Annotated in this window: 24 protein-coding genes and 1 tRNA gene; 11 read left to right on the top strand and 14 right to left on the bottom strand. The window is 39.5% G+C overall.

The genetic code is table 11. The features are described from left to right. Positions 1–127: 127 nt before the first annotated feature. Both P0Y49_06990 and P0Y49_06985 read right to left on the bottom strand, forming a co-directional pair. Positions 128–201: transfer RNA gene (locus P0Y49_06990), tRNA-Arg, on the bottom strand. 86 nt (positions 202–287) lie between these two features. Beyond that, the gene (locus tag P0Y49_06985) at positions 288–1,658 is read right to left on the bottom strand and encodes an exonuclease domain-containing protein (protein WEK20880.1); all 1,371 of its coding nucleotides are present in this window, start codon (positions 1,656–1,658) and stop codon (positions 288–290) included. 149 nt (positions 1,659–1,807) lie between these two features. Here P0Y49_06985 and P0Y49_06980 point away from each other — a divergent pair, with 149 nt between their 5' ends. Further along, a complete protein-coding gene (locus P0Y49_06980; protein WEK20879.1) occupies positions 1,808–2,179 on the top strand; it encodes a response regulator in 372 nt (123 codons plus the stop codon). A 57-nt stretch (positions 2,180–2,236) separates the two neighbouring features. Here the strand turns inward: P0Y49_06980 and P0Y49_06975 are convergent, their stop codons facing one another. The 10 genes from P0Y49_06975 to P0Y49_06930 form a co-directional block, all read right to left on the bottom strand. After that, positions 2,237–2,638, bottom strand: coding sequence for an OsmC family protein (locus tag P0Y49_06975; GenBank protein ID WEK20878.1), 402 nt, complete (start codon positions 2,636–2,638; stop codon positions 2,237–2,239). A gap of 81 nt (positions 2,639–2,719) precedes the next feature. After that, positions 2,720–3,313, bottom strand: coding sequence for a hypothetical protein (locus P0Y49_06970; protein WEK20877.1), 594 nt, complete (start codon positions 3,311–3,313; stop codon positions 2,720–2,722). A 129-nt stretch (positions 3,314–3,442) separates the two neighbouring features. Further along, positions 3,443–3,751: a hypothetical protein gene (locus P0Y49_06965; GenBank protein WEK20876.1), complete on the bottom strand. Its 309-nt coding sequence runs from the start codon at positions 3,749–3,751 to the stop codon at positions 3,443–3,445. Then, the gene (gene dinB, locus P0Y49_06960) at positions 3,717–4,817 is read right to left on the bottom strand and encodes a DNA polymerase IV (protein ID WEK20875.1); all 1,101 of its coding nucleotides are present in this window, start codon (positions 4,815–4,817) and stop codon (positions 3,717–3,719) included. The genes P0Y49_06965 and dinB overlap by 35 nt, the downstream gene beginning before the upstream one ends. A gap of 58 nt (positions 4,818–4,875) precedes the next feature. Next, complete coding sequence (locus tag P0Y49_06955) at positions 4,876–5,052, bottom strand: histone H1 (protein WEK20874.1); 177 nt, start codon at positions 5,050–5,052, stop codon at positions 4,876–4,878. Between the two features lie 150 nt (positions 5,053–5,202). After that, entirely contained in the window at positions 5,203–6,063 is an 861-nt protein-coding gene (locus P0Y49_06950; protein ID WEK20873.1) for an RNA polymerase sigma factor RpoD/SigA, read from the bottom strand. A gap of 174 nt (positions 6,064–6,237) precedes the next feature. Beyond that, a complete protein-coding gene (locus P0Y49_06945; protein ID WEK20872.1) occupies positions 6,238–7,320 on the bottom strand; it encodes a Gfo/Idh/MocA family oxidoreductase in 1,083 nt (360 codons plus the stop codon). Positions 7,321–7,335: 15 nt separating this feature from the next. Further along, positions 7,336–8,781: a Gfo/Idh/MocA family oxidoreductase gene (locus tag P0Y49_06940; protein WEK20871.1), complete on the bottom strand. Its 1,446-nt coding sequence runs from the start codon at positions 8,779–8,781 to the stop codon at positions 7,336–7,338. Between the two features lie 104 nt (positions 8,782–8,885). Next, on the bottom strand, positions 8,886–11,699 hold the full coding sequence (locus P0Y49_06935) for a DUF1080 domain-containing protein (GenBank protein WEK20870.1): 2,814 nt from the start codon (positions 11,697–11,699) through the stop codon (positions 8,886–8,888). A gap of 49 nt (positions 11,700–11,748) precedes the next feature. Further along, positions 11,749–13,020 (bottom strand): Gfo/Idh/MocA family oxidoreductase, encoded by a 1,272-nt coding sequence (locus tag P0Y49_06930; GenBank protein ID WEK20869.1) that lies wholly within the window; start codon positions 13,018–13,020, stop codon positions 11,749–11,751. 292 nt (positions 13,021–13,312) lie between these two features. On the opposite strand from P0Y49_06930, the gene P0Y49_06925 reads away from it, so the two are divergent. From P0Y49_06925 to P0Y49_06910, 4 genes are all read left to right on the top strand, one after another. Then, entirely contained in the window at positions 13,313–14,239 is a 927-nt protein-coding gene (locus P0Y49_06925) for a J domain-containing protein (GenBank protein ID WEK20868.1), read from the top strand. A gap of 11 nt (positions 14,240–14,250) precedes the next feature. Continuing rightward, the gene (locus P0Y49_06920) at positions 14,251–14,541 is read left to right on the top strand and encodes a chaperone modulator CbpM (GenBank protein ID WEK20867.1); all 291 of its coding nucleotides are present in this window, start codon (positions 14,251–14,253) and stop codon (positions 14,539–14,541) included. A 143-nt stretch (positions 14,542–14,684) separates the two neighbouring features. Continuing rightward, positions 14,685–15,149 carry a sigma-70 family RNA polymerase sigma factor gene (locus tag P0Y49_06915; GenBank protein ID WEK20866.1) on the top strand — a complete coding sequence of 155 codons (465 nt, stop codon included), beginning with the start codon at positions 14,685–14,687 and terminating at the stop codon, positions 15,147–15,149. Continuing rightward, positions 15,139–15,636 carry a hypothetical protein gene (locus P0Y49_06910; protein WEK20865.1) on the top strand — a complete coding sequence of 166 codons (498 nt, stop codon included), beginning with the start codon at positions 15,139–15,141 and terminating at the stop codon, positions 15,634–15,636. Before P0Y49_06915 ends, P0Y49_06910 begins: the two co-directional genes overlap by 11 nt. Positions 15,637–15,674: 38 nt before the next feature. On the opposite strand, the gene P0Y49_06905 is transcribed toward P0Y49_06910, so the two are convergent. Both P0Y49_06905 and P0Y49_06900 read right to left on the bottom strand, forming a co-directional pair. Continuing rightward, the gene (locus tag P0Y49_06905; GenBank protein ID WEK20864.1) at positions 15,675–16,034 is read right to left on the bottom strand and encodes a c-type cytochrome; all 360 of its coding nucleotides are present in this window, start codon (positions 16,032–16,034) and stop codon (positions 15,675–15,677) included. A gap of 161 nt (positions 16,035–16,195) precedes the next feature. Beyond that, a complete protein-coding gene (locus tag P0Y49_06900; protein ID WEK20863.1) occupies positions 16,196–16,810 on the bottom strand; it encodes a sterol desaturase family protein in 615 nt (204 codons plus the stop codon). A gap of 252 nt (positions 16,811–17,062) precedes the next feature. On the opposite strand from P0Y49_06900, the gene P0Y49_06895 reads away from it, so the two are divergent. The 6 genes from P0Y49_06895 to gndA all read left to right on the top strand — a co-directional run bounded on the left by P0Y49_06895 (position 17,063) and on the right by gndA (position 21,743). Next, positions 17,063–17,998 carry a ring-cleaving dioxygenase gene (locus tag P0Y49_06895; protein ID WEK20862.1) on the top strand — a complete coding sequence of 312 codons (936 nt, stop codon included), beginning with the start codon at positions 17,063–17,065 and terminating at the stop codon, positions 17,996–17,998. Between the two features lies 1 nt (position 17,999). After that, positions 18,000–18,641, top strand: a complete 642-nt coding sequence (locus tag P0Y49_06890; GenBank protein ID WEK20861.1) for a dienelactone hydrolase family protein — start codon at positions 18,000–18,002, stop codon at positions 18,639–18,641. Between the two features lie 4 nt (positions 18,642–18,645). Continuing rightward, on the top strand, positions 18,646–19,074 hold the full coding sequence (locus P0Y49_06885) for a hypothetical protein (protein ID WEK20860.1): 429 nt from the start codon (positions 18,646–18,648) through the stop codon (positions 19,072–19,074). Between the two features lie 31 nt (positions 19,075–19,105). Then, positions 19,106–19,303, top strand: a complete 198-nt coding sequence (locus P0Y49_06880) for a hypothetical protein (GenBank protein ID WEK20859.1) — start codon at positions 19,106–19,108, stop codon at positions 19,301–19,303. 208 nt (positions 19,304–19,511) lie between these two features. Continuing rightward, on the top strand, positions 19,512–20,324 hold the full coding sequence (locus tag P0Y49_06875; GenBank protein ID WEK20858.1) for an ROK family protein: 813 nt from the start codon (positions 19,512–19,514) through the stop codon (positions 20,322–20,324). Between the two features lie 3 nt (positions 20,325–20,327). Then, a complete protein-coding gene (gene gndA / locus P0Y49_06870) occupies positions 20,328–21,743 on the top strand; it encodes an NADP-dependent phosphogluconate dehydrogenase (protein WEK20857.1) in 1,416 nt (471 codons plus the stop codon). The last annotated feature ends 3 nt before the right edge of the window (positions 21,744–21,746 follow it).

The following is a 21,746-nucleotide window of genomic DNA, read 5'->3' as shown; positions in this document are numbered from 1 at the left end:
TTTTATGTAATTGGACAAACAAAACGAAGTTGATCCTATTGATCCTCGTTGTGTGCGAAATTGACACAAAATACGCTGAGGCTAGAAAGAAAAAAAGCTCCTAGTTTTCACTAGAAGCTTTTTGAAGTACCCTGGAAGGGATTCGAACCCCTGACCCACGGTTTAGAAAACCGTTGCTCTATCCAACTGAGCTACCAAGGCATCTCCCCGTTAGGGAACGCAAAGATAGAATTTAGGAAGTAAACACGCAAATCTATTTGCGATTTTTATTACTGTAAACGCATATTTTAGATCAAGACCTTTCTATTCGGGAATTGTTGAACATGGCTAATAATCAAATTTAAAATATAATCATCAGAGGGATAAGGCTCTAACACCGACTTCAGCATTTCCATCCCCTCAACATCAGTATGATGAGAAATATATCCCATACCATAAAACTTACCCTGCTCGACCAAAAGACAGCTCTTTTCATCTTCAGTTCGCCCTTCGCCCATCACCGCAAAAGTCGGAAGCAAGGTTTTTAAATACTCAATCGCATATTTTACCCTCACATTATAAGCGGCAGCAGATTCCTTACCTACACAAGCGCCACTACATCTCCCCTCTTCATGACCGGTACAGGCGATACGGTTCTTCTGTATAAAACACAACTTCTCGCAAAGCAAATGTTCCTTGATCAAAAGTCTTAGTAAATCATATCCCTCCAATTGGGTATTGAAACTATACAAGGCAGATGCCTGCTTTTTATATTTATCCACACCAAGCCGCATATAGCCTTTTTGATCTTCAAAAAGATATAAGCCATATTTCTGCTCATGACGCTTTAATGCACGATTATTTTCGGGCCATAAACGTTTAATCTCTGTGGCTTCCAATATAAAGGCCATCAATTCGGTTCCACAAACCTCAAAGTCTACGGTATAGATATGCTGGAGAAAATCCTGACGCTGTTTACCAGCATTATTCCCTGTAAAATGAGAACACACCCGCTTTTTAATGCTCTTGGCTTTACCAATGTAAATCACCTTTCCTTTCTGATCTTTAAAATAATAAACTCCAGGTACAGAAGGTAAACGATCTATCTGGCTTTTCGGTAAATTAGGGGGTAATGCTTGTTCCTTCGAAAACTTCTTTAGCGTTTGGGCGATGATATTTTCAGCATCATCGGCAATCAACCGCGTTAACAATATGGCTGTAGCTGCAGCATCGCCCCCGGCACGGTGCCTATTGTTTAAAGAGATACCCCGAGCAGCACAAAGCTTACCCAGACTATAAGAACCATGTCCAGGCCATATTTTTCTGCTTAATCGAACTGTACATAACTTCCTGCTATTTAATTCATACCCACACTGCATCAGCTGGTGCCTCACGAAGGAAAAATCGAAATTCACATTATGCGCTACAAATATCTTATCATGCAGCAATTCGTAAATCTGAGCAGCGACGGCTTTAAATACAGGAGCGGCGACAACCATATCATTGCTAATTCCGGTAAGCGACTCAATGTAAGCAGGGATATCCTGTTCAGGATTAATCAAGGTTTCAAAGGTATCTACAACGCCTTGCCCATCATGCACCAAAATAGAAATCTCTGTAATTCCATTTCCCGAGGCAAAGCCACCGGTAGTCTCAATATCTACAACAGCGTACAACATTAAACTTTTTTTAAACAATTAACAATACAAATATGCTAATAAATTTAGCATTCAAATTTTAAATATTTCGATTGTTAATAGTTTTATTTTCCTTCTTTCATATGTGGCACACAAATAGTATAGGACTAACTAATAAATGAGCTACGGTGATGTCTAAAAAAATATTGGCAGTTGATGACGACAAGGAGATCGTTGAAGTTATCAAAATCATACTAGAAGATGAAGGTTATGAAGTTTCTACCTTAACAAACGGACGAAATGTATTAAATATAATCTCTTCTATCCGGCCCGACCTTATCTTATTAGACGTTATGCTTGGTGGAATGGATGGCAGAGAAATTTGCAAAGCCATAAAATCTCATGCCATATTTAAATATATACCTATCGTGATGATATCTGCAACTCACAATTTGCAAAGCTTTTTAAAGCTACCCGGCTCCCCAAACGACTTTCTTTCCAAACCTTTCGACATAGATCATCTGATAACCAAAGTTAGGGCACAATTGGCTCCCGGAAACTAAAGTGTACTAATTAGTATATTTATAGTACTAAATTGTATATGGTCGTTAAAAACAAGCTTAGCTGGTTTCTATTTTTATAGGGTTACTTAACATTTTATGTATCGGACATTTATCTGCAATGACAAATAAACGTTGACGCTCCTCCGCGGTTAAATCGCCTGAAAATTCAATACTCCTGATTATTGTGGTTTCCTTGCTCATTTCTTCTTCATTACAAATAGCAAGCGAGATTTTAATGTAGTCCAGCTTATAATTCTTCCGATCTGCATACATTCTTATTGTGATGGCAGTACAACTACCCAAACTAGCCAGCAATAATGCCGCAGGGGCCATCCCCTCGTCCGTACCCCCAAGATCTTCCGGTTCATCTGAATAAATAAAATGTCCGCCAGAATATACTTTGGTTTTATAATGAGATCGATCTAACTCTGTAATTGCTGTAATTTGGTGCTCTGCCATAAATAATAAATAGAAACCCCAAAATACAACAAAAGGCCGGAAGTTATCCGGCCTTTTGTTGTATTTAATTACAAAAAGGGATTATTGAGCCTCTTTTTTGATATATGTTTTATTGCCATTTTTATTAATGTAGTATTTTCCGCCACGAGGACCAGTTAAAACTTCCTCGCCGTTCGGACCTTTTAAGCTCCTATCAACCGTAGGGACATAATTTTTGGCACTTGATGCCGCAGCAGCAGGTGCTGTTTTTGCTGTAGTAGCTGCTTTTGTAGCAGTTGCCCCCGCCGCTGCTGCTGGAGCTGCTGTTGCCCCTTTAGCTGCTTTAAAACGCTTGTCAGGTGTGCCATCTTTTTTCATCCCAGGAACTGCTGCAGTTCCCGCAGCTGCAGCTTTTTCAGTTGCAGCTTTTTTGGTTGTGGCAGTTGCTTCTTTTGCCGTTTCCTTTGGAGCAGTATACCGCTTGTCAGGTGTACCATCTTTTTTAAGCTTTACTGCAGCAGCAGCCGGTTTTTCTGCAGCAGTTTTTGTTGCGGCTTTAGCCTTAGTGGCTTCTTTTTTAGCGGCAGCTTTGGTTTTCGCTGGCTGCTGTGGAGCTGTAGATGTTGCAGCCGATTGTGCCATACTTAAGTTTACACATAAACCCAAGATCGCAATTAAGGAGAATAATTTTTTCATAGTGTTTAAATAAAAAGATTTCTTAAAAAACAACTCATTACCATCACCTGATAATGTTATACAATTTAGTGTATTTTGTCGAATTTATAAAAAAAATATTTTATTAATCACCGGCTTAATTTCATTAAACTACATTCTAAACCTCAGAGACACAGACCTCCCCAACGCTTGGGCCAATTGTGGTTCAACTTTATGCGTTCCCTCAATCCAAATATTTTTTTCATCTTTAATTAAAATAACTTCCTGCCCATCAAAACTGATGTGAAGCTCAGTTGTCTCTTTATTAATAGCAGTACTATTTAATATCTCGTAAACGTAATCTGTATCCTTATATGTAATACGCATTGGCAGCCCCATAATCTTATCTCTAGACCACAAAGGTAAGTTAAAATATTTTATAAGGTCAGGGGAACAACCGAGGTTGGTAAATAATTCCATCCGTTCCCGACGGGTTTTCGAAATTCGAGACCGAAACACCAAGAAGTCTTACCCGTTTATCGGTAAAATCAATACCGGCTAATAGGGTTTTGGCAATATCAAAAATTTGCTCAAAGGTTGTGACCCCTTCGGCAAAGGATTTACTCCTTGTGATTTGCTTGAAATCGCTATACTTAACTTTCACAGTCACCGTCCGACCACACAAGTCATACTGTTTCATTCGTTTGAATACCAACCGGCTAATTTTTTCCAATTCGGTGTTCATTTCTTCCAATTCAATTAAATCAGCAGAAAAGGTATCTTCAGCACCTATTGATTTAGTTTCCTGATTGGGCTCAACAGGCCGGTTATCTATCCCTCTTACAATCTTATAAAAGAAGAGACCGCTCTTTCCAAACAAATTTGCCAGTTCCGTTTCCGATAACTTTTTTAAATCTGATCCATAGTGCAAGCCCCTAAGTTTCATTTTTGCTGCTGTCACCTTCCCTACTCCATAAAATTTTTCGACAGGCAACTGCTCAATAAACTTTTCAACCTTTGAAGGGCCAATAAAGGTTAAGCCATCTGGCTTATTCATATCGGACGCGATTTTTGCAACAAACTTATTGATCGAAACTCCTGCAGAAGCGGTTAATTGCAGTTCTTCCTTAATCGCCTTTTTAATCTCTTTAGCAATGTCAATGGCAGAGCCAATGCCAAGCTTATCATCTGTAACATCCAGATAAGCTTCATCTAAAGACAAAGGCTGTATCAAATCTGTATAACGATGAAAAATTTCGCGGATATGCCTGGACACTTCCTTATAGGCCGCAAATCTGGGATAAACAAAGATCAGATGCGGACATAATTTTAGCGCTTGTTTGGACGACATGGCCGAATGCACGCCGAACTTCCGGGCTTCATAGCTCGCAGTCGCTACAACTCCACCTCTTCCTTCAGGAGAACCACCAACAGCAATAGCCTTCCCTTGCAGCTCAGGGTTATCCCTTTGCTCTACGGAAGCATAAAATGAATCCATATCAATATGAATTATTTTACGGTATTGCTTTTTCTCTATGTGCTCCATAAGCTAAAAAAAGAAAGGCCCACAATATGCGGGCCTTTCCTATAATGATCAAAGAATACTATTTTGCATTCTTTTTTTCAGTTACTTCAGTACGAATTTCTTGTGCTAAACCTTTAAGATCTTGCATTGCTTTACGTACTCTTGTACCTGCAGCACCATTACCTGAATTATAAAATTTGTCTGCATCTGCCTCGATGCCAGCAATTAATTCTTTAAGTTTTGAAAATTTTTCCATGTTTTTCTTTCGTTTAAGATTTTTAAATATACGATATAACGCTCTAAAGTTAATAATTATTGGATTTTCACCAAATGAATTTTTATGAAACAGGGATATTTTTATTCGTCTATGATTATTTCTGATAGGATTTAAGCCCTATCTGCCTGCTCAATTAAGGTAATCAGACAGCGTATCGCCACAATTTAGACTAAGCGTTTTATGTGCCTTATCTCTCAGCTTTCTGATCCGTTCTCTACCTAAATTAAAAATAGGCTCCATATCATCCAGGCTCGTTTGCGGGTAACCATTGATACCATAAAACAGCATCAGTATCTTCTGCTCCCTTTTAGGTAAAATACTTAATGACCTATTCAGGTCCACCAATAATGATGTGGTAAAAGTAAGGTGATCACTCTTTGGGATACTTTTGTCGTCAATTGTATCTAATAAAGTAAAACCGTTTTTTTCATCTACAATGTGATGTAATGAATAAGGGTTAACCGTGCTATTTATGTAACGAAAAATCTTATCTGCTGATAACGAAGTATAAGAGATCAGCTCTTCAGCGGTTGGCATTCTTTCCAACTTTTGCTCTAAGGCGATTATTGCCCTATTGATGGTATCAATTGCGACTACCTGATTAACAGGCAAACGCACCAGACGCTTCTGTTCGGCAATGGCAAGCAAAATAGACTGCCGGATCCACCACACCGCAAAAGAAATAAATTTAAACCCTTTGGTATCATCAAAATACTTTGCGGCTTTTATCAAACCAATATTACCTTCACTGATTAAATCACTTAACTTCAATCCACGCTCCTGATATTTCTTCGCCACTGAAACCACAAAACGCAAATTGCCTTTAACCAGCTGTTGCAATGCCCCGGCATCTCCTTTGCGTATCCTGCCGGCTAAACGAACTTCGTCTTCCATACTGAGCAGGTTTATTTTACCGATATCATTTAAATACCGCTCTACTGAGTCAGAATCCCTCCGGATAATGGATTGTAATACTCTAAACTGTTTCATATCTAATTTCCATAAAGTTTAACACTCATTTCAGCAAAGCTCAAAAGCTAAAATGGAATTACCTTTATTCAAATTAAACTCAACGGTTCTGACTATTTTATCATCCAATCACCATATAATATTGTTTAAAGAGGAATTTTATTGACCTAATTAACAATAAAATTTTTAGAATCATTACAACTTTATGATTGCCCCTGTTCTAACAGACTCATCACATGCAAAGGCAATTTTTAAGCTGTTTATCGCATCAGCTGTAGGTTCTGTTAAATCAATATGCTCTAAAATAGCCTTTAAAAAATAACGTTGTTCGCGATTACAAAGCTCCTGATGGTCGGGTTCGTCTGCAAGGTCAATCCAGGTATCGGGTTTTGAAAATTTATCTGCTTCATCCAGATCAGCGTAATGAACCCTGATCGACTCGGTCCTGGTATGCGCACCCACCTCATCAGATTTACCTGCCGCACCTGCTACCTTCGCAACTATGGATACCGAGCCTTTTGGCCCGATCACATCTTTCACAAAGAAAGCCGTTTCGCTCATCATTGGACCCCAACCCGCTTCATACCAGCCCACAGAACCATCTTCAAAGCGAATTTGAAGTTGCCCGTAGTTGTAGTTTCCCTCAGGCACATCATCACTGAGCCTTGCCCCTATCGCACTTACCTGTAAAGGCTTCGACCGCGTCATCTGACACATCACATCAATATAATGAACCCCACAATCTACGATTGGACTTAGACTTTTCATCAGGTTTCGATGTACGGTCCATTTGGCTCCCTGACTCTGCTGGTTCAGGTTCATTCGCATCACCAGTGGTCTGCCCATATCTGATGAAAGGGCAATAAAGCGCTCCCAGGAAGGATGATAACGCAAAATATAACCTATCAACAGTTTCTTACCGTAGCGCTTCGCTGCATCTGCGACACGTTCGGCTCCTTCAACAGAATCAGCCAATGGCTTTTCTATAAATACATGCGCACCATTTTCCATCGCTTTGATGGCAAAAGCCTCATGTGTATCTGGATAAGTTGAAATGCAGACCGCATCAGGTTTGGTCTGCGCCAGTGCCTCATAATAATCATTAAACAAGGCATAGCCACCTCCCAGCTTCTCATTCAAAATGACCTTGCTGTTACCTGTAGATACAAGACCACATATTTCAAATCCATTCAGCGTATGGTAAGCTGTGGCATGGGACGCGCCCATATTACCACAGCCTACCACCAGTATCCGAAGATTCTTTATTGCTAACGACATCTTTTCTGCTTAAAATTATACTCCTAAACTCCAACCCTTGCGGTATTCACGCTTCACAAATTGATTCACATCATCAAAGTTCGTAACCCTAAGGTTTTGCTTATCCCAAAGTAATTTAATATCTCTTCCGGGATAAGTAAAGCCTTTGCCATTTTCCTTTGGCTTCTGCACATCAGTACCTCTGATGGCTAAATTCGCGATTAAAAGGGTTTCTGTAAGTGGCCCTGCAATTTCGAATGGCGAACTTAGTTTTATTTTTCCGTAACCGGCAATAGCGGCTTCTGCCCATTGCCAATAATGGCCATCTACCCCACCCGGTACGCGTTCAACACGTTTTTTAGTACGATCCTCGGCATTTTTAGTCAGGGGTAATAAACGTGGATTTGCCCCATATGTATCACACATCATTTTACCTTTTGTTCCTTCGAAAAGTACGCCATTAGCACCAAAAGGCTCATTAGGGAGCAATTCTTCCGGACGGGCGGGTTTTATACCTCCATCCATCCAGTGGATCTGTAAATTCCCTTTGGTCTTTTTAGTTTTCTCAAAGGTCATGATGACATGACTTGAGGGTGGGCAGCTATCCGGGAAATATCCTCTTTTAAATTCATCCACATAAAGACTACCTACGCTACATTGTACATCAATTGGCGTGTCGAGCCCTAATATTCTAAAAGGAGGTTCAACCAAATGACAGCCCATGTCGCCTATTGCACCAGTACCATAATCCCACCAGCCTCTCCAGTTAAAGGGAACCAACTTCTCGATATAAGGTTTATAAGGTGCACTGCCCAACCATAGGTCCCAATCCAGCTCTTTAGGGATTTCGCCATTTGTGGATGGCCATAAAATACCTTGAGGCCATGATGGACGATCTGTCCAGCAATACACATTTTCTACCTTTCCAATTACCCCGGCATCCATCCAATCCTGCAACTGTCTAACTCCATCACCCGACGAACCCTGATTACCCATTTGGGTAACTACCTGGTAACGATTGGCGGCTTCTGTAAGCTTACGGGCCTCGTAAATATCGTGGGTTAAAGGCTTTTCTACATACACATGTTTACCCAGCTGCATTGCAGCCATTGTAATCATAGCATGGTTATGATCCGGAGTAGAGACAACTACTGCATCTATATTTTTGCTGTCCTTATCCAGCATTTCACGATAATCTTTGTAATATTTTGCTTTTGGAAAGCTTTTTACAGAATTGGCAGCTCTTCTATCATCAACATCACATAAAAATGCGATTTCAGATTTACCCCCTTTATAAATATTGGCGATGTTACTTTGTCCTTTTCCTCCTGCGCCTACGGCTGCAACCATCAACCAATCACTTGGAGCCAGAAAGCCCTTGCCGCCTAGTACATGGCGGGGTACGATCATAAATCCTGCGGCTGCCAATGCAGTCGTTTTTATAAAATTTCTTCTTGAATTACCCGTTCCTGAATCCTTCATATGCTGTTAATTTTTCACTAATTCTTTACTTAAATCTTTAATTCTGATGTTTCTAAACTGTACCGGCGAACCATCCCAAAGGAAACCGATATGGCTACGTTGACCTAAAAAGGCTTTATACGAGGGATTTCCCGGATATAAAGATCACGATATGCTATCGGCGATCCATGTGCCTGTAACTCAATCTGCTCTTCCGCGAAAATCGGTAAATTCTTGTCCCAGAAGTTTTCAAGGATGATATTGTCCGTCACCAATATACCATTTAAGTAAACCGTAACACGGTCGCCCTTCATCAGAATTCGGAAGGTATTCCACTCATCTAATTTATTATCCGCAACTTTAAGCGGCTTACTCTGATTTATCTTATTGTTGTACAAACCACCGGAACCTACTTGTGCACCTACTTTTACACGTGCAGTATCCCAAATCTGTACTTGTGGTGTACCACGAAGATAGATCCCTGCATCTCCCTGACCTTTTTTATCGTCAATGATTTTCCAGTCTACCAGCATTTCAAAATCACCATATTTTTTTACGGTAGCCAGATTGTCTCCATGACTCATAAACAGCAGCTCACCACTTACTGCCTTCCAGCTTTCGCGGGCTTCGACATCTGCCTTTTCCTGAGCTGCAGCCAGAGTTTTAGCATCCATATTGGCTCTTTTGATAGGATTGCCAACTAACCCCTTCCAACCGGTTAGGTCAGTACCGTTAAACATAGATACAAAACCTTCACCTTGCGGCATTTCTGCCAGATATTTACGCATCGCTTCTTGTTGGTATTCGCTATCAGGGCCTTTAATTACGCTGATGGTTTTATTTAACAAGTCTTTTACTAAGATACCGTTATACGATTTATCCGCCAATGCAATGTTCATAACTGTATTGGCAGCGATTTGTTGCAGAGAATCATTGTCGAGATATTTGCCAGCAAATAATAAAGCATTCAGGCATTTTGCCTGTTCTATATCCTTAAGGATCTGTTGCTGCTGAGCCGTTTTTTTTGTCACAGTCATCGCTTCGCGCAGTAATAATAACCTTTGTTCGGCTGGATAATTATTAGCCTTTACCAAACGAAGGTACCCACTCACGGCCTGATTAACATAGACTGCATTAGCTGGCTGACGCGCAATCTCGATCAATTCCTGTATCCCATCTGCATCTGTACATGAGGATAAAGCAGCAACTGCAGCTTTTTTAGCTAGCTCATTACCTGTATTGAATGCATCTGAAACAACTTTTAGTGATTTCTTACCTCCTAAACTTGTCAGCATTTTATAGAAAAGTACTTTTTTATCTTCCGGAGCACTTGCCATTTGCTGCAATACCAAATCTACCTGTTGCGTTTTATCATTGCTGCCTTTCATTGCCACAATAATAGCGTCCTGTACTTTTGTTAAATCAGAAGGATCTGAAGTTTCTTTTAATAAGGTAAATAACTGCGGAAGATTTTCGCCAGTTACCGTTTGTTTAAGTGCCGCAAATGCTGCTTTTCTAACCTCTGTATTTTTGTTTTTAAGCTGGCTGTATATAGTATTTAGTTGCGAATTTGCTGCTTTTGAAGCCAGCACATTTATTAAAGCAATCTGAGCTTCCGGTTTAGCCTTAGGAATAAAAGCGGCAACCTTTGCGGTAATTCCATCCCCCTTCATTCTTAAAATCGCATTAGCAACTGCTACAATATCAGTAGGATCTCCTTTGGTGGCGACTTTAAGCAAGCCATCTAATGCGCCTTCCTGTCCAATATTACCTACAGCAGTGATACTTGCAGTCCTTAGCGACTGATCTTTACTTTTAAATAAGGTTGAAATGGCTGGAAGAATTGATTTTACTTTGCTATCGCCAAGCATGTTTACAATAGCGACCTGGGTTGCAGGATCAGCATTTGCGATTTTTTTAAACCAAAGTTCGGCAGTTACGGGAGTAATTTTTGGTAAGGCCAGCTTCAATGCCGCAGCACGATATTGAAATTGCGAATTGCTCATTGCAGCTAACAAATATTCATCACTTTGTGCGCTACTAAAATCAGTAACGAGTTTAAGGGCAGCTGTACGAGTGTGTACCTGATCATTTGCTTTTACTTTTCCGAGGATATTCTTCGCTATCTTATTTGCTTGAACCCGATCTCCATTTTTCATTAACCTTTCTGCATATAGCAAATAGGCAGCAACAGCATTGGTTTTTTCGTATTTAAACCCTGCTTTTTCAGCGGCAGCTGCCAAAACGGCTTCAGAAGAGGGATCAGCGATGTTTGCCAATGCATATAATGACATTTTGCTCAATTCGTGATCTCCCGTAGTTAATGCAGCAATGGCTTTGGCTGCCTCTTTGGTATGACTATCGCCTAAGGCTGCTACAATAGCAAGCTGTGCAGCACCATTGGCCTTAGCCAATCCATTTAATAAAGCCGCTTTAGAAGCCTTAGAATTAATTTTTACTAAAGCTCTGGCTGCCGGATCAGCAAGCTGTACATCTGTTAAATAGGGCTGTAAACAAGCTACCGCATCATCTTTACCAACCAATTCCAGCTGACGGATGATAAATGACTTATTTTGTTGATCAGATAGTTGTGCTAAAGCTTTACAATATGTATTTGCACTCATTTGTCTCCAGCTGTCCTGTCCAGGTTGAGTTACATAAGCAGAAAAGCTGCCGATGGCATATTCCCTTAAAGCATTGTTACCTTTACCGGGCGCAGTTAATCCAACAATCAGGGTCAGATAACCGTCCGATCCAAGTTGTACAATTTCCTGCATGTTTGCTTTTAATTGTTTGGCATCCTTAGCCGGCAATTGCGCAAGCAGATCTGCGATGCGGGTAGTTATGGTACGTTTGTCTTTATTTCCCTGCACCTGTGCAAAAACAGCGTTGTGTAACATGACTACAGCAAGCAGAATAAAGCATATCTTTTTTATCATTATAGTATGCATAAAATTTTATAAATTATTTTAGAATAGAAGGAAATAATTAGATGGTAAAAGGAGCTCGCATAACCGGATTGATCAATCTGTTTGCGCCTTCATCATCTACAAATTCCTGTTTAACCGGATCAAATTTTAAGTTCCGCCCTAAACGCAAGGCTGCCAGTCCAATGTTAATGATGTTACATGAACGGTGTCCGTTCTGCTCATTTAAAGCAAATTGTTGCCTTGTCCTTACTGCTTCAGAAAAATTAGTCATTTGTGGAGCAGGCTCAGGGAAAGCAGCTAGTTTACGTTCCAAATCAGGAATATCTGATTTAAAGCCAGGGTAAAGCTTTCCTTTAGGACCTTCAATATAAGGTACATTGGCATCTTTGGCTTCGCCATCTAAAATAATCTGACAACCGTCAGCATAGGTATAAGTTATTCTTCTCCAGGTACCAACAGCATCTGTATGTTGCTGGGGGGCATCTATTTCAACGGATACCGGATTGGTATCGTCTTTACCTAAAAAGTATTGTATCGGGTCCAGGTAATGCTGGCCCATATCGCTCAAACCACCACCATCATAATCCCAGTAACCCCGGAAGGTTTGATGTACCCGATGCGTACTATATGGCTTATAAGGCGCCGGACCAAGCCATGCGTTATAATCCAATTCAGCCGGAACAGGTTCTGGTGGCAAATTATCTTTACCTACCCAGAAAAACTTCCAGTCGTAACCGGTATGTCTGCTTACGATGACCTTTAAAGGCCAACCCAACAAGCCGCTATCCACTAATTTTTTAACCGGTTTAACAGTCGTACCTAAACCATAAAAAGTGTCTTTAAAGCGGAACCAGGTATTCAATCTAAAAATTCTACCATTCTGCTGTACGGCCTCCATTACCCTTTTTCCCTCCCCAATAGTATGGGTCATAGGTTTTTCACACCAAATATCTTTACCGGCATTAGCTGCATCGACAGCCATAACACCATGCCAGTGCGGAGGTGTAGCAATGTGCACAATGTCCACTTCGGGCAGCTGGATCATTTCCCTGTAATCACTAAAGGTTTTTACGCCTTTATCCAACATTGGTAACGATTTGGCGATATGCCTTTTATCGACATCGCAAATGGCAACTACCTGAGTTCCTTCGTAAGCAAAATGGTTCCTACCCATTCCGCCAACCCCAATAACGGCCTTCGTTAGCTTATCACTAGGGGCAATAAATCCTTGTCCACCCAAAACATATCGGGGAACAATCGTAAAAGCGGCCACTCCTACCGCAGTTTTCTTAATAAAATCTCTTCTTGAGCTTGGTTGATTAGGTTTCATATATATGATTTGTGTGTGTTATATATTTCGATTTTGATCTGGTACTCAACCACAGCAATACATCCTATTCTTTTATAGTCAACAGGCAAATATTAAATTAAACAAGGCTTAGAACGCTGGCAACTTAGCTACAGTTAAAAAGTAGCGCCATTTAACTGATTATTATTCCCAAATTTATTATAATTATCGAAAAAACATAAATATCACACCTACTTAATTAAATTTATTTTAATGTTTAGATAAATAAACATTTAAAATTAATACGTTAAATTTGAGTACATATCTATCTCCTATGGCATTCATCGATTATTATAAAATTCTGGGTATTGATAAATCAGCATCACAGGATGATATTAAAAAAGCGTATAGAAAACTTGCCCGGAAATACCATCCCGATCTGAATCCTAATGATAAAGAAGCGAACAAGCAATTTCAGCAGATCAATGAGGCAAATGAGGCCCTGAGTGATCCCGAGAAGCGCAAAAAATATGACGAATATGGCGAACATTGGAAAAATGCGGATCAATTTGAACAGACTAAGCAATCGCAAGGCAGGCAACAATCTTACCAGAGTTCTCAAAATCCTTTTGGTGGGGGTTATTCCGGTGGTTTCAATACTGAAGATTTTGGTGGCAGTAACGATTTTTCCGATTTTTTTGAATCCTTGTTTGGTAGTATGGGGGGCAGGCGCGGACACAGCCAGATAAAATACAAAGGCCAGGATTACCAGGCCGAACTTAAGCTCAATTTGCTGGATGCTTACAAAACCCACAAGCAAACACTGACCGTAAATGGTAAGAACTTACGCATCACTATCCCTGCGGGCATTGCAGATGGACAGGTGATCAAGTTAAGTGGACAAGGTGGACCGGGTCAAAATGGTGGGCCGAATGGCGATTTGTATATCACATTTAACATTGCAGAACACCCGGTTTTTAAAAGATTAAATGATGATGTTTATATCAACAAGGAAATTGATCTGTATACTGCTGTTTTAGGGGGCGAAGTAACCATCGAGACCCTTGATGGTAAGGTAAAACTAAAGGTTACGGCCGGCACTCAGAATGGCACTAAGGTAAGATTAAAAAACAAAGGCTTTCCTGTATACAAAAAGGAGAATGATTTTGGCAACCTGTTTATCACCTACTCCGTAAAAATACCTGTAGCACATACCGAAAAACAAAAAGCGTTATTTAAGGAATTACAAAATCTTGCTTAAAATCCAGAACCATGGAACAAGAACTCATTGCAATAACTGAATACTGTATTAAATATGATATCGAGCCTTCTTTTATCAGTTCTCTTGAAGAATCAGGTATTATTATCCTGACCAATGTTGGCGAAGAAAAATTTATCAATGCCGGTCAGCTCACAGAAATAAACAGGTATGTCCATTTCCATTACGATCTGCACATTAATGTAGAAGGCATCGATGCCATCCGACATTTACTTGAAAAAGTAAACCAAATGCAGCAGGAAATCCATCAATTAAGAAATCAATTGCATATTCATCAGTTGTAAGTTAAATTCTTAAAATAAAAAAAACATAAAATGTACAAATGTTATAAACTTTGCATATTTTAGTTTTAAATTAACCCAGTCTTACTCAGTTACTTCATTAGTAATAAAACGCTTAACCAAAGAATATTTATGATATGCTTAAAATGGAAGAATCGCTTATAGCGAACAATTCTGCGCAATTACAAAAACTGTATAACAGTTACGCAGATATGTTATTTGGCTATATCTTTGAAGTTGTTAACGATCGGATAGTGGCAGAAACCTGCCTCTTGAATATCTTTTGTCAACTTTCCAAGGAATTGGAATCTAAAAGAACCGAAGAGATCAGTACCTGGGCACAGGTATTTAGATTTGCCAAAGATAAACTACCTACTTTTAATGATGGCCTTAAAGATCCGCCTCCCCATAAATCTGAGCCTATCAAATACAAAGAATTGCATCCATGCCTTAGTGGGCTTAATGATGAGCAGAGAAAAATATTTTGTGATTCTTATTACTACGGTAAAACAATTGCTGCAATTTCAATTGAATTAAATCAACCTGAGGTGTCAATCAGAAAATCCTTACGAGAGGCTTTCGCTATAATCAAAACAGGCAGTGGAAATTAAAGAGTATATAGAAAGTGGAGTCCTCGAATCCTATGTATTGGGTTCGGCCTCTGAAAAGGAGATCAATGAACTCCTGATGTTAAAATCCAAGTATCCACAAATACATGATGCTTTAGCTGAGCTGGAAGAAGATCTGGAAAGGATTGCCCAGCATATGGCAGTTAGCCCACCACCAGGATCATGGAATAAAATCGAAAATGAGCTCAATGAAATTACCAGAAGGCAAAATTTTAGTGGTTTAAAAATCACAAAAGCACCTAAAACTAACAGCAACTCGACAAAAGAAAAGAGTGGGCATTTTATTGAAGTACAGGGGCCTTCCAGTCATATGCGCGTGCATAAATTATGGCGCTGGATTCTTGGAGCTATCTTTGTATTGGGTAAAATATTTTTAGGTTTTGCTATTTATTATTACCTGGAAAGCAGGCAAGCCCAACAGGAAATTCAGGATCTGAAACAAGAAATGAAAAAAATCCAACAAAAATAATAAGAAAGCCCATGTAACGAACGACATGGGCTTATTTTTTATTTCTTAACTGGCTGTAAAGAAAGTACATATTTTACCATCTTTTTTGCCTCTACCTGGGTAATTTTTGGATGCGCAGCCATCGGAATTGTCCCCCAGTTGCCACTACCGCCTTTAATAATTTTCCCCGACAATAGTGTTACATTAGCCTCTGTGGCTGTATATTTTGCAGCAATATCTGCATAAGATGGTCCAACCAGCTTACCTTCCGGCTTATGGCAGGCAAAACAATCTGATTTTGAAATCAATAATTTACCATCTTCTACGTCTTTTTTAGGATCTGTGGCCTGACTTTTAGCAATTCCGCTACTCAACAAACCGACAACTAAGCAGCTTGAAAAAATTAAGGTTCTGTTCATTTTAGGTGTAATAATTAGGGTTGTGTGTTGCTGCTAAAATTAAAATATTTCCATCTACGAAGATCATAATTTTCAAAATATTTTCGCCCGAAGTATTTTTTGAAAAATTATGCCCGACTTAATGTGTCAGCATACAGTAAACCAGCGAATTAAAAAACCTTTTATTTTTTCAGAAAGTCTGAACCGAAGATTTTATCCCATAAGGCAGAGGTTACTCCATAGCCTCTCGTAGAGTCATCATAATGATGTAGCATATGGTGGTGTTTAATTTTCTTCCATATTCCATTTTTAAACTGTGCGTGGTGCAACATATAATGGGTAATGTCATAAAAAAGGTATCCTAATATAAAACCGGCGAAGAAACCATCCAGAAGGTTGATAGGTAATAACCACTTGAAAAGAAAATAAAATGCTGTTGCAAGTGGAATACTTGCCGAAGGTGGCATCACCAATCTTTGTGCATCATTTGGATAATCGTGATGTACCCCATGAAATATAAAGTGAATGCGTTTACCCCATTCAGACGAAGGATAAAAATGAAAAACAAAACGATGCAACACATACTCTGTAAGTGTCCAGATGATCAAGCCTAGAAAAAGATGCAGCAAAAATGTGAGCACTCCATTAGCAACAATAGAGGACCAGAAGAAATAACCAATAACAGGTATATATACTATCAAGGGTACATAATAAGGTACTTTAGACAATGCTTCGAACAAAGGATTCTTAAACATTCTTATCGATTCCCGAGAATTGGATACAAAATTTCTTTTCATAATTAACTAATTCTGTTGTCTGGTAAAAGGAGGTGCTAAATTACGCCTTTTCTTTTATTCATGAAATTGCATTTATTAAAATTTAGTCATATTTAATACCTAAATCTCATGGCTATATAAGGGTACGATCCTTCATTAGAATGCCCCATTATAAAACGGAATACGAGGTTCAATTTAGTCATTTCTTAATCTATGATAAGATTTATAAAACATTCAAAACGTAATTTTGTGTTGTAATTAAAGAGAAGCATCATGAAGAATGAAATTTTAGGAATACATCACATTACTGCTATAGCAGGTAATGCAAAAAGAAACTATGATTTTTATACCGGAATTTTGGGGTTGAGACTCATCAAAAAGACCGTGAATTTTGATGATCCACATACTTACCATTTTTATTATGGGGATGAAAAAGGAACTCCGGGGAGCATTTTAACATTTTTCCCATGGGAAGGCATCCAGTCCGGCAGAAGGGGTACCAAACAGGTTACCGAAATCGGTTACAGCGTTCCGGCAGGCAGTTTGGACTTTTGGCAAAATCGCTTTGAGCAACACAATATCATTTACAACAAACCTGCAATGAAGTTTGGCGAGCGGTATCTTACCTTTTTGGATCCGGACGGATTAAAATTTGAATTGACTGAAGCTAAAGTAAAAGATACCCGCCCTCAATGGGAAACGAAAGAGGTAAGCAAAGAAAATGCTGTCCATGGTTTTCATCACATTACCATTACCACCAATAAAATGGAGGCTACTGCTATGGTTTTAACAAAAATATTCGGTTATAAACTGGCTGAAACGGAAGTGAACCGTTCCAGATTTGTTACGGATGCGGTTGAATATGCTGCTATTGTAGACCTGGTTGAAGCTCCGGGTGAAGCTATTGGTCATGTAGCGGGGGGATCTGTACACCATGTGGCATTCAGGGTAAAAGACGAAGCAACATTAATGTATTTCAGGGATAAAATTGTAGAATTTGGGTTGAACATCACTGAAAAGATAGACCGCAATTACTTTTATTCCTTGTATTTCCGTGAACCGGGAGGCGTGCTTTTTGAACTGGCTACCGATAATCCGGGCTTTACCATTGATGAACCATTGGAAGAATTGGGTCGCAACTTAAAATTACCTGCGCAGTACGAAAATATCAGAGAAGAGATAGAAGGTATTTTACCAAAATTAAATTAACATGTACACACACCAAAAAAATATCATTACTGCCGGCCGGCCTATAATGGAAGCAAAAAGGGCCATTATTTTTATTCATGGAAGAGGAGCGTCTGCTGAAGACATCCTCTCCCTTAATAACCATTTAAAAATAGAGGATGCGGCTCTTTTCGCGCCCCAGGCAACCAATAGCAGTTGGTATCCTTATAGCTTTATGGCACCTGTTAAAGACAACCAGCCTTCATTAGATTCGGCACTGGCTGTGATCAAAGACCTGGTATCGGATATTGAAAATGCAGGTATCCCAAAAGAACAGATCTATTTTATTGGTTTCTCTCAGGGGGCATGTTTAACATTGGAATACATGACCAGAAACGCAAGTAAGTATGGTGGTGCTGTGGCCTTAACTGGAGGCTTAATTGGGAAAGAGATCAATATGCAAAATTACAAAGGCGACTTTAAACAGACACCAGTGCTCATTACCACAGGTGATCCTGATCCACATGTACCGGTTTCAAGAGTTGAGCTTAGCGAAGGCATTATGAAAAAGATGAATGCAAGTGTCACAGTAAAAATATATCCAGGCCGACCACATACGATTACTAAAATAGAAATAGAATTGGCAAAAAAACTGGTATTTAATATTACAAAAAAGATAACATGAACCGATGAGTGAGTATCTTTGTATAGAAATGGAAACTAAGACAACTCTTTATCGTTATCAAAACCCCTTTTCAAAATGGCTGTTTGCAGTTGTTCTGCTGCTCAGTTTTTTAAACTTTTCCGGATTTTCTATTGCTGCCGTTCAAATTAAAACAGAGACTCAGCAAACCGGATTGCTGGGAAACAGCCAAAGCAAACTAACAAAAAGCATCAGCTATAAAAGTGCTTTAAACCAACTTAACTACATTAAGTACGGAGGTTCCCTTTCCGTAACCGGCCCACATTACTTAGTGGCACGCCATACCCTACTTTTTAACCTCCTTATTGCTGCACATAGCAAGCCAAACTTTTGCACGTATAAGACCATTCTTTTCTATAAAACAATCACCGTTTCCAAAAATGACGATGATCACCTTACTACCCCGATAGTATAAATAACAATCATTTCATTTTAAAAACAGCTACATGAAACAGCTCAAAAAGCTGATGCGTTTCTGTACATTATTTCTTTTTATGGTATTGGCTTTGGTCGGAATAGGTATTACTGGTGTTCCGCCAACGTTAAGCCGCGACAGGAAATTATTTGCAGATACCGAATCAGTTGTCGAAATAACATCGGATAAAACCGAAAAAATGCAAGAAACTCCTCCGGAAAAAAAATAAAAAATGCTGCAAATATGAGGTAACAGCTAGCTAAAATAACCATCCTGCTAAGCCACTCTGTTAACACACCTGTTTAGCGGAAAATTTGCCTTCTCAGAAGCGGCCTAGGCGCTCTTTGCTCCCCTTCAGGAGCCTAAGAGATGCCAGTCGCACAAGAGAATGGCTAATTTTCTTTTGATAGACGAATATTGCACATAATTTTGTTATTTTGAAAGATATTAAAGAACAGGTCATTTTTTATCCAAAAAAGCAAAACATGCCGGTTACAAAGAAAAACGAGAACAACCATAACATTTTATCAATTGATATTGGTGGCACCAGCATTAAGGCCTGTATTTTAAATTCCAAAGGTGACCTGGTTTCGGATTTCAAAAAGTTGCCTACACCAAACAAAGCTACTCCACAAGATGTTCTTAAATGTATTATGGAACTTGTGCCTACACTTCATACTGAGTTTGAAAAGATTTCTATCGGCTTTCCCGGATATGTAAAATGTGGCAGGGTGCAAACCGCTGTGAACCTTGCTGAGCATAAATGGATTGATATTGATCTGGCCCAGCAGGTAAGTGACCTGTTTGGCAAGCCTGTGCGACTTATTAACGATGCCGATCAACAAGCATTAGGTATTGTATCAGGTAAAGGCTTTGAAATTGTGTTTACCGTAGGTACCGGTTTTGGCACTGCTCTGGTATTTGATGGTGATTTGCTTCCACACCTGGAACTGGCACATCTACCCATCACCAAAAACAAAGATTACGATGATTATATAGGCACCGAATCTTTCGACAAAATCGGTAAAAAGAAATGGAATGATCGGTTAGCACGTATTATCGAAATCTACAAGACAGTATTCAACTACGATACGCTTTATATAGGTGGTGGTAATTCCAAACACATTACGTTAGCGCTCGATCATAATATCAAACTGGTCTCAAACCAAGATGGAATTAGAGGCGGTGCAAAGCTTTGGGATCTGGAAGAGAAATATCATGTATTCACCAACCGTCCCCATAAAAAATAGACAATGGACAACAAATATACTTTAGGAATGATCGGCCTTGGAACCATGGGCCGCAACTTATTGCTTAACATGGCCGATAATGGATTTGCCGTAACCGGTTACGACAAAGATGCCAAAATGCTTCAAAAATTAGAAGAAGATGGTAAAGCCCATAATTTAAAAGGTTTTGCTGTTTTAGAAGATTTTATCCAATCACTGGAATTGCCAAGAAGGGTAATGCTATTGGTACCTGCCGGGCAAATTGTAGATAGTGTAATTCAGGAACTTGTTCCTTTACTGGATAAAGGTGATCTGATCATCGACAGTGGAAATTCGCATTTTACAGATACCAGCCGAAGAGCTACTGAGCTTTCTAAGCAAGGTATCCACTTTTTTGGAATGGGCATTTCGGGTGGTGAAGAAGGTGCGCGTTTCGGTCCTAGTATGATGCCGGGTGGTGATAAAACTGCTTACAATGCCGTAAAACCAATCCTTGAAGCTGTATCTGCTAAAGTAAATGGCGATCCTTGTGTAGCCTATATTGGCCCTGGTGCTTCTGGTCACTTTGTAAAAATGGTACACAATGGTATTGAATATGGCATTATGCAAATTCTTGCCGAAACCTATTACCTGCTTAAAAACGGTATGGGTTATGATAACGAGCAAATCTATAATACTTTCAAAAAATGGAATGAAGGTCGGTTACAATGTTTCCTGATGGAAGTAACCAGGGATATTTTTAAAGTTAAAGACGAAAAGTCGGGCGGTTATTTAATTGATGTGATTAAAGACGAAGCCAAATCTAAAGGTACCGGAAAGTGGACTTCACAGGTTTCTATGGATCTGCAGTTGCCTATCCCAACCATCAATGAAGCAGTAAGCTGCAGAGATCTTTCTAAATTTAAGGAATTGCGTGTAGCACTTGCAGCTGCCCTACCTCACGCTGCCGAAAAAATCGATAACATTACCGAGTTTGAAGTGCAGCTGGAGGAGTCTCTTTATTTCTCTATGATCACTTGTTATGCGCAAGGTTTACATCTGCTTACACAAGCATCTACAGAATTTAAGTATGAGCTGAACCTACAAGAGATTGCCCAGATCTGGCGTGGTGGATGTATCATCAGAGCAACATTGCTGGAAAACATTTACCAGGCTTACAAAAAACAACCTGATTTAGCTCACCTTTATGCTGATGAAAGCATACAGGCCATGTTAAAAGACATCGTTCCGGGAACCAGAAAAGTGATCGGTAAGGCCATCGAAAATGGTTTTGCGATGCCTGCTTTTGCATCGGCATTAACCTATTATGATTCTTTAAGAACAGCAAATTCACCACTTAATTTAACCCAGGCGCAAAGAGATTTCTTTGGTGCTCATACTTTTGAACGTACAGATGAAGCTGGTATTTTCCACGCCAACTGGAATTCAAGTAATTTGTAAAAA

Source organism: Candidatus Pedobacter colombiensis, assembly GCA_029202485.1.
In the GTDB taxonomy this organism is placed as follows: Bacteria; Bacteroidota; Bacteroidia; order Sphingobacteriales; family Sphingobacteriaceae; genus Pedobacter; species Pedobacter colombiensis.
This window is presented reverse-complemented; position numbering and strand designations above follow the sequence as displayed.